Origin of the sequence: Ectothiorhodospira sp. 9100, assembly GCF_022227565.1 — a bacterium.
GTDB classification, from domain to species: Bacteria; Pseudomonadota; Gammaproteobacteria; order Ectothiorhodospirales; family Ectothiorhodospiraceae; genus Ectothiorhodospira; species Ectothiorhodospira marina.
Map to the genome: position 1 here is coordinate 1 of NZ_JAJNAN010000074.1, position 8,602 is coordinate 8,602.

Genomic DNA, 8,602 nt, shown 5'->3' on the forward strand with positions numbered 1-8,602 from the left:
ATAAGCATCGAGGTCGCCACGAAGGTGACGAGCGAGTAACTGTGCCTGAATCGCAGGAAACAGACCGATCTCGATCTTTTCATCAAGGAATATGTGGCGGAGGGATTCCCGCTTCCGCTCCTGAAAAGCGGTGAGGACTGTCTTACGTGTTTCTTCTTTCATTAAAACGGCACCATTATCCATTTGCACGAAATCGCGCGCAGAAATCTGTCTTCGGTTGATCAGCGAGAGCGCAAGGCGGTCGGCGAGAAAGGGACGGAATTCCTCCAGCAGATCCAGGGCCAGGCTCGGGCGCCCAGGTCGATCTCGGTGTAGAAACCCTACTGCCGGGTCGAGACCCACGGTTTCCAGCGCCGATCGGCAATCATGAGTGAGCAAGGTATAGAGAAATGACAGGAGCGCATTCATTGCATCCATGGGCGGGCGGCGGCTGCGGCCTCTGAATCGCATGGCCTCATCCTGCACGCGTATCAGGTGGTCGAAGGCACCAAAATACGCCTGTGCTGCCTCGCCTTCGAATCCACGCATAATGTCGATTGAGACATCCGCTAACAGCCTTGTTGCTATCCGCTTGAGGCGTTGTCCGGCATGTTCAAGCTCCTTTCGCGCGCTAGCGGATAGATCATCTCCATAGTCGCGCAAACCACGAGACAAAACCGCCCTCTGGTTATGCACTTTGGCAATCAGTATGTTTCGCACGATGGCGCCGCAGCGTGGAGCATTGTCCGAGCGTCGGTACTGTTCACGGCGCAGCAGCACATTACCGGAAACCGGCCCTTCCACGCGGGCAAGGAATTTGCCATTGGGGTTCAGGTAGCACACACTGATGCCTTGTTGCGCGCAATAGCCGAGCAAAGGCGGTGACACCAGCACGCGGCCAAAACAGACCAAGCTTTCGAGCATGTGTGCCGGTAGGCGGGCCCGGGTTTCGCCCTCAACCTCCATGACGATATTCTCGCCATCCTTGCGCAGCCAGGCGCCTTCGGTGGTCACATATACGGTGTTGAGTTGTCGGCGCATGCTTCATGGTTCCTCAGCAATCTGTTTGCGCAGCCAGAGTTCGACGTCCCGCCCCTTGCCGAGGAGTTTCGGTTGGCAGAGATCGATGAGAGAACAGGCATCGCAGCGTTTCGCCAGGTAGCTCGCCGTGGGCGTACGTCCCGCTTGGATCATCTCGCGTGTAGCAAGAATCGTCTCCTGGGTCAGCCGACGCAGGTTGTCGTCGAACACCACCGCCTGGCGCCGGCGCGTCTGGCCGTAGAATAAGGCACCTTCCTCCGCCCGGCAGTCGAACATCGCTTCCAGGCACAACGCTTGTGCGCACAACTGCACCTCGTCGGCGCGATGGGCCTTCGGGCGGCCGCGCTTGTACTCCACCGGGAAGGGGCGCTCGTGCTCATCCTCCGTCTTGAATTCCACGACATCCGCCATCCCGGCAATGCCTAGCTGTGCATTCGACAGTGGCATCGCGGTGATGGTGCGCACACCGTGGCGGCGCTCGATCTGCGGTGTGTCGGCACGGTCGTGTAACAGCCGTCCCTCCGCCGTCTGCCTGTTCTCGGCCCATAGGCGCTCTACATGGATGAGAGCGCACTGGCGGGGACAGTAGAGGTAGTGCTGAAGGGCGGAGATGGGGATGAGATCGTCGGAAATCTCCATTGCTTTCACCCGTGTTTGGTATGTCCTCCGTCCTACAGCAGTTCGCGCATGTTCACGCCCGTGGGTATGGCTGGTGCGTCGACGCTGACGTGATAGTCCGCGAAGCTGCGCGCGGGCCGGTCCTCGGAGCCCTCCGCACGCTCCACCTTAACAGCGTCGAAGAGGGTATGAGCTGGAGCGTTACCCATGGCACTTTCATGCTCAAACACGATCAATTTGCGGGCTGCCATCTCGCCGCGTGCGGCAGAGCGGTCGTGCTCGAACATGTTGATGAGCGCGTTCCACAGCAGTTGCAGATCGTCGTCGGAAAACCCGGTGCGTTCGGCCAGTTTTGCGGAGATGAAGCCGTGGGCGCGGTAGAGTCCGTAAGGCAGGATATGCTTTCGACCCATTGTTCGGTTATCGCCGCTCTGGGCTTCAGCTTCCTTTTCGGTAGTGACTGCCATGCGGGTAATAGAGATCTCCAGCGGCAGCACCGGGTCCATCGAAGTGGCGAAGGCGATCTGCACCGGGCCGCGCACCTGACCGGCATTGATACCGGTGGTCATGACGGCGCCGAAGGTGCGTACGTCGAAGAAGTTGGCGCACATCCACGCGGTGATCCCCCGTGCCTTGGCTTCATCCTTGGGCAGCTTCTTGTCCTCGGCCTTGATCTCCAGCGCGTCATAGGCTTTCTTGTGCTGGTTGTTGAGCACCGCCTTCTCCTGCATGTAGATGGCGTAACCCGCCGCTCCTTCCTTGTCCAACGTGACAAAATTACGAATTTTGCGCTTGAGCGCCACGTCAGTCACGAGGCCGCAGTTCGTTTCTGGATCCAGACGTGGCAGATTCCCGGCATCCGGGTCACCATTGGGATTACCATTGGTTACGTCGAACAGATAAACGAACTCGTGGCGGTGGGAAATAGCGGTCATTGATCGGCTCCTTCGGTTTCGATGTCGGTGGGTTCGGCAGATTCAGTGTGCGCTCTCTCTGCCGTGTCGCGACGCGTGAAGTAGGACTGCGACTGGTGGTAATAGCCGATGGCGAAACGGCCTTGATCCTCGATCTTGAGGCTGCGGGGGAAGTGCTCGGGCAGGCCATTGACGATCTCGCGGATGTCGTTCTCCAGATTCACCGCCTGACCCACCCGCTCCTTGCGCAGCTTTCCAAGATGGTTCTGGGTATTGCGCAACAACATCGGGAAGATCGAGGCTGGTGTGGCCGACGCCGCACCGTAATAGCGATCCCGAATCGTGGCGTTGACCTGGCTACCCAAGGCAGCACGCTGCACACGCTCCAGCACGGCGAACAGCCGGCCGAGTAGATAGCCGGGCTGTGTGGATTGCTTGTCGAGACTCACAGGGATGTCCTCCTTGGATGTACGAATGCCCCGGCGCCGTTCGCGCGCCAGAACGCCTTTGCACAAAGCCACTCGCAGGCCAGAGATGTCTCCGTCCGCCCGCAACCGCATGATGGTGTTGGCCAGCAGGCTGCGCGGATACAGCCCACCGCTTAGGATGGCGCGCATTGTCTCACCGATGACATTGTTGATCGCGTCGTCGCTCTTGGGCTTGCTTCCCTCTCGGTGCGGGACGGTCGCGAGCACCAATCGATAAGCAGACGGTGCAGTGCGCCACGGCAATGGTTCCAGGCGCAGATCTTCAGTATGTTCAGCAATACGGTGGGCGAACACTTCCAGCGTATCCACCTGCCAGAAGCGCACCGACAAGCGTGAAGCATTAGGAGCGAGGCCCAGTACATATACCCCGGTGGTGGGGTCAAGGTTTGGCGCGACGTCGCCCAGCGGTCGTCCCTTTGCGACACCATCCAGCACCTCTCGCACTCGTGTCGCTTCGGAAGCATCGTCAGCTGGCGGGTCGAGAAAAGCCGCCAACATCGCCTCCGCTTCATTCGCCTGGTCCGCGTCGGAGGCCTCAGCCCAGAACACTACCGTGGTATCGCCCACCTGCAGACGCTGCCGGTTATGTTCGCCCCGGCGCAGCAGGTAGTTCAGCGCGGTGGTATAGGCGAAGGCAGCCTGCTCGGATACGGGAGCGTTATCGCCCTGGTTCTTGGCGTAGGAGACAAACGCGTCCAGATTGAATGAGACTATGGATGCACCTGAACTCTGCGCGCCATTCACGCCCTTGATTGCCGGATGCAGGCGGGCAACCGTCGATGCTTCTCCGCTGACCAGACAAACCATCTCTTTTGCCGCCGCATCCTTTCTCTCATCGCCCGCCAGCAGCCTTGTGCGCACCGACCGCGCTGCTGGCCGGTCGTGCAAAAAGACCTGCTGCCCGTCGAGCCGAAATACGAGGTTGGTATCAATCAAGTCGGGTGGGAAGCCGCGTGCTTCGAAGTGCTTCGGCGACCAACCACGCAGGAAAGCCAGCAGGGCCTTAAGTCCGGGGTCGTCCTCGCCCGAGAGTGCGGTTTCATGCAATGCGAGAAATGCCTCGTGCTCCTTATCGGCGCGTTTGCTGGTGTTGCTCACACCGAGCACATAGCTCGTTTTGTCCCACAGTAAGCTGGGCTTGATACCAACGGTGCGCTTTTGCGGCTGAGGCACGTTCAGCATTCGCGGTTGCGGCTTATTACCGGAGGTATTTCGAATGTCATTAATCTGGACCACGTTACCGTTCGATCCAAGCAGAATCTCGAAGCTGATCTTCTCCGGGCTGTAGCCGAAGGGTGCGACATCCTCAGCCTGCTGTTCTATCAGCCGCTGGTAGTAGCGGCTCAACGCCTGAAGAATCATGACTTGACCTCCCCACCCTGCCACGGCGGCACCTCAATAACGCCGCCTTTCAGCTGAGCACGAAAGAAGCGGGGTGTCATGTTGTTGGCGAAATCAATGTCATGCAATATCCAGCCCAGATTCTCGTCCAATTCGCACTCAGGATCGGCATCGGGCAGCGGCTGGCCGTCTTCGATGAGGCTGAAATATGCGGGGAACTCGCGCACACCCAGGCAGGGCGCATGAAAATACTGTCCCTTTCGGGCGCGGCGATTGAAGATGTCAAGGTGTTTGCCCACCGAGTCATCCGGCCCTACCTTATCACTGAATTCGAAGTGTGCCTCGATCACATAGGCTACGTTACGCAGCACCGTGGCCGCACGTTGTTGGCGATCTTCATCGACGAAGGTGACCAGGCCCGAGGTAGAGCCGGCCTTCATTGCTTTACTCACATTGCTTGGCGATAGTTTGCCACCGACCTCGTTGCGGCGGATGGACTCAAACCGGATCGGCTTCAATACGTGGATACGATCCACCACCCAGCGTATTGCCGGCTTCCAGTGGATGGCCTCCAGAATGCCGCGTGCGGCCGATGGCGTGATGACATCGTAGCTCACACGCTCTACCTTCATTTCCGGCCGCGTGAAGCAGGCCCGATCGCCCCAGACGTGCAGGCGGATTCCGTAGCTCATGCGCTGCGCTCCTTCAAATGATCGTGTTCGCTGATTTCATGAATGTAGGCTCATCCCACCAGATGCCGAATTCGGGGCTGTAGATGTCCATATTCACCAGCGCCATGAACTGCTCGCCCCATTTTTCCGGCGCAATCGGCTGGATCGCGCCTGACTGGCGCAACGCATCGAAGCCTTTGCATGGTAACTGAACGAGATAGGGCTGAAGCTTGCGCGCAAGGGCACCGCTTTTGTCGGAATATCTCAGATCATTGATGAAACCATGAGCATGGTCATCGAACGGAACGATGACTGGCATCTGTACCGTATCGATCATACGGAACTTGGTGGCCAAGGTTTCCAGCGGCAAGGTATCGAAGCGGCTCTCGGCGCATAAACCGAGCAGGTCTGCGGTGTCCAATGCCTTTTCATCTTTCTGCCAATAGAGCAAGCGGAAGTAGGCCTCGATCGCCGCAGGAGAGAGTGGATCGTCCCGGTATTGTGGTTGCCGAAGCACCTCTTGCGCGGCTTGGGCGAATTGACGTAGTTCGGGGGGCGGCACCCAATCGTCATTGGCGGTGGCGAACACGCGCACCTCGCTCTGGTCTGCCGGTCGCTCGCCGTTGCGGTTGCAACGCCCTGCCGCTTGGGCAATAGAGTCTAATCCGGCCTCGGCGCGATAAACGGTCGGCAGAGAGATGTCGACGCCTGCTTCAATCAGCGAGGTCGATATCAGTCGGCACGGCTCGCCTATCCTGAGTTGATCACGGACCTTATTCAATACCTGGCTACGGTGTTTCGCACACATCAGCGTTGTCAGATGGTGGGTGCCAGGGAGATCGGCAAGCGTTTGGTACACCGCACGAGCGTGGCGTCGATTGTTGACGATGCACAATACCCGATCGAGAATCCGGAGCTGTGCCGTGAGTTCTTCATCTTCCAGGGTACCGATGTGGCGGACGCGCACCCGTTCAAGCTTGCGGAAAAGCTCTGCGGGATCCGGCGCGAGTTCGCGCACGTTCTCCAACCCATCTCGAAAGTCCGGAGCATTCAGGGCCGGCTGGGTGGCGGTGCAGAGAACGACGCTGGTCCGGTAGTTGCGGGCCAGTTCGTCGATGGCGGCGACGGTTGGTCGTAGCAGTTTGAGCGGCAGGGTCTGGGCCTCATCGAGGATAACCACACTACCGGCGATATTATGCAGCTTGCGACACTGGGACGGCCTCGCTGCAAACAGGCTCTCGAAGAACTGCACCGCAGTGGTTACGATAATCGGCGCGTCCCAGTTTTCCATTGCAAGGCGCAGCTTTTCCCTGGCCTGATAGCGTCCCGAATCGCCCTTGGGCGCGGGAGCGGAAACGAAGGCACTGTGGTGCTCAAGTACAGCAGACTCCCCGTGCTCACCTAGAGCCGAACGAAAAACCGCCGCGTTCTGCTCGACGATACTGGTGAAGGGGATGACAAAGATGACCCGACTCAATCCGTGCTGAATTGCGTGATCCAGTGCGAAGGCGAGCGAAACCAGAGTTTTTCCACCGCCGGTTGGAACAGTGAGCGAAAAGACTCCTGCATCTGAGGTTGCCTGGTGACGAACATGATTCAGAACATCATTACGGACCCTGTTTACATGGGAATCCGCTTTGAATCCCATTAGGTACTGATCAAGGGCACTCCTGAGCTCGTTCAGGGAAGGGCTCGAACGTGAACGGACTGAGGCAAGTCCCTCGACCCGGTCATAAAACTGCTCAGTATCAAGGTAGTCTGCGTCGACCAAGCATGAAAAGAGCATCCGTACCAAGAACGCGAGTTGAAAGGAACTGCGTTGCCGACTGTGTGCGCGAAGCGGCGGCATGGCCAAATCTTTAGGCAATGAGATTTCATTCCGCCAATCGCTCGCAAGCTCCGGGAGGCCGATTCCACGGAGGCGATCCCGAAGAGGTGTACGTTCTCCTGCTTCTATCCCGTTTGCCAAACCAGCGTGATGGCCAGCGATTCCATAAGCGAGAATATGTCCCAGCTTAGGAAAACGTTCGGCCGCTATCATCGCACCACGAGTCGCGTGGTCAACCCGGAGTTTTCCACCCCGTATTCGCTCCTGAAACTCCTCGGTATATTTCCCAAGATCGTGCAGAAGTCCGGCCACGCTTGCCAAATCCTGGCCGCCAAACGGTTTTGCCAATTCTTCGGCACGCCTGGAGGTACCAATTAGATGTTCGGAGAGCCGTTGCCAATCGGCTTCGCTGCCCGTCTCTGTGGAATGCGCGAAATAAACCGGCATTTATCGAACCCCTGCAATGCGGATGCACTCTCGCTCTAGGACGAGTCCGGCAAGCCTGCCGCGAGGACCAATGATGGCGTGGATGGTCCAGCTCATGATCTCAGCGGACAATCCCTGTGGTGATGCCGTCCACCAAGAACGGGCGAACGCTGCGTTCCTTGATGACCCCAAGCTATCCCCTAGAGTCCACAGAGCAAAACTGCCCCCACAGGCTTGTGGAATCGGAGTCGCTGAGTCGGGCGTTTGAGGGGCATGCTGCAGGCAACGGTCCTTGTACACATGGATCTCCGTGGTTCATAGGCGCCGAAAGTGGCAATGGTTCACAATTCCTTTATGCCAGTCTTGCATTTTTTTCTCAACCGGGACCCTCCCTCCCTCATCTGACCAGCACCCGATCGTCTCCCCCGGCCTTGCCCCCCCCCCCCCGACTGCCAGAAGCCTCACGACAAAGCCGTGATCGAGAGCTGACGCCGCCTCGAGCAGGGGCTGTTGGGTGTCGGCATCGAAGTTGGTGACTGTGCGAACAGCACCGCGGGTGCCGCGGCTAGGAGTCGTCGCGCCCACCTCAGGTGCAGGGTGCTCGGGTGGCCATGGTGAAGATCAGCCTTTTGGGGGATTGGATGGCGGTCATTCCAGGCCCAGCAAAAGAGAAAGCTTTTTCCTGACGCGGTCGGCATCCGATGCGGACAATCGGCCCAGCACTCCCCGGATCAGCCGGACATCCAGGGTGAACAGCTTGCAGCGCACCACCGAGGGCACGGGCAGGCCGGCGGCCGCGAGATCCTCAATGGTGTAGTCCAGCGGCCAGGATGGATTTTTGGCAGAGGTAATCATGGCCAGCACCCCATGCCCCGCCGGCCCATTGAAAGTGGCCGCACTAGACAGCACCAGCGCCGGGCGGTTCTTGCTGGCGGTACGGTCCGTGAACGGAAACGGCACGCGCACCACCTGCCAGCGCTCAAAGGTCACGGTAGGCTTCCTCATCCGCTGCCGAGGCCCATTCGCTCAGGGTGCCTTCCACGGCCCTGAGATATTCGAGATCAAGCGGCTGCACTCGGCGCACGGTGGCGCTGCCGTCTTCCCGCAGTTCCCAGGCCAGCAGGTCACCGGGGCCGACCTGCAACGCAGCACGGATGTCGGCAGGAATGGTGGTCTGGCCCTTGGCGGTGATCTTGGCGATGACGGTCATCGGTATGCCCTCCTTACTGTAAGGCATCCGTGATTCTAGGCTGCCGTCGAACTCTTGGCCAGCAGATCCCCCAGATCATAGCTGCT

Annotated in this window: 9 protein-coding genes and 1 pseudogene; all 10 read right to left on the reverse strand. The window is 59.0% G+C overall.

Translation table 11 applies throughout. The features are described 5' to 3' along the window. Nucleotides 1-1,020, reverse strand: a 1,020-nt coding sequence (gene cas1c / locus LPW29_RS14420; RefSeq protein WP_238628591.1) for a type I-C CRISPR-associated endonuclease Cas1c, incomplete at its 3' end; no start/stop codon positions are given. A 3-nt stretch (nt 1,021-1,023) separates the two neighbouring features. Next, nucleotides 1,024-1,659, reverse strand: a complete 636-nt coding sequence (gene cas4, locus LPW29_RS14425; RefSeq protein ID WP_238628592.1) for a CRISPR-associated protein Cas4 — start codon at nt 1,657-1,659, stop codon at nt 1,024-1,026. A gap of 32 nt (nt 1,660-1,691) precedes the next feature. Next, nucleotides 1,692-2,573, reverse strand: a complete 882-nt coding sequence (gene cas7c, locus LPW29_RS14430; protein ID WP_238628593.1) for a type I-C CRISPR-associated protein Cas7/Csd2 — start codon at nt 2,571-2,573, stop codon at nt 1,692-1,694. After that, entirely contained in the window at nt 2,570-4,402 is a 1,833-nt protein-coding gene (gene cas8c, locus LPW29_RS14435; RefSeq protein ID WP_238628594.1) for a type I-C CRISPR-associated protein Cas8c/Csd1, read from the reverse strand. Before cas8c ends, cas7c begins: the two co-directional genes overlap by 4 nt. Further along, nucleotides 4,399-5,073 carry a type I-C CRISPR-associated protein Cas5c gene (gene cas5c, locus LPW29_RS14440; RefSeq protein ID WP_238628595.1) on the reverse strand — a complete coding sequence of 225 codons (675 nt, stop codon included), beginning with the start codon at nt 5,071-5,073 and terminating at the stop codon, nt 4,399-4,401. The genes cas8c and cas5c overlap by 4 nt, the downstream gene beginning before the upstream one ends. Nucleotides 5,074-5,086: 13 nt before the next feature. Beyond that, on the reverse strand, nt 5,087-7,327 hold the full coding sequence (locus LPW29_RS14445; RefSeq protein WP_238628596.1) for a CRISPR-associated endonuclease Cas3'': 2,241 nt from the start codon (nt 7,325-7,327) through the stop codon (nt 5,087-5,089). Nucleotides 7,328-7,345: 18 nt separating this feature from the next. Beyond that, nucleotides 7,346-7,490 (reverse strand): annotated as a pseudogene (locus tag LPW29_RS15815) (DUF4357 domain-containing protein); the annotation flags it as partial. Nucleotides 7,491-7,767: 277 nt separating this feature from the next. Continuing rightward, entirely contained in the window at nt 7,768-8,004 is a 237-nt protein-coding gene (locus LPW29_RS15820) for a DUF1156 domain-containing protein (RefSeq protein ID WP_370642849.1), read from the reverse strand. Next, nucleotides 7,955-8,296, reverse strand: a complete 342-nt coding sequence (locus tag LPW29_RS14450) for a type II toxin-antitoxin system PemK/MazF family toxin (protein WP_238628597.1) — start codon at nt 8,294-8,296, stop codon at nt 7,955-7,957. Before LPW29_RS14450 ends, LPW29_RS15820 begins: the two co-directional genes overlap by 50 nt. Beyond that, nucleotides 8,286-8,516 carry an AbrB/MazE/SpoVT family DNA-binding domain-containing protein gene (locus LPW29_RS14455; RefSeq protein ID WP_238628598.1) on the reverse strand — a complete coding sequence of 77 codons (231 nt, stop codon included), beginning with the start codon at nt 8,514-8,516 and terminating at the stop codon, nt 8,286-8,288. The genes LPW29_RS14450 and LPW29_RS14455 overlap by 11 nt, the downstream gene beginning before the upstream one ends. Nucleotides 8,517-8,602 lie beyond the last annotated feature (86 nt).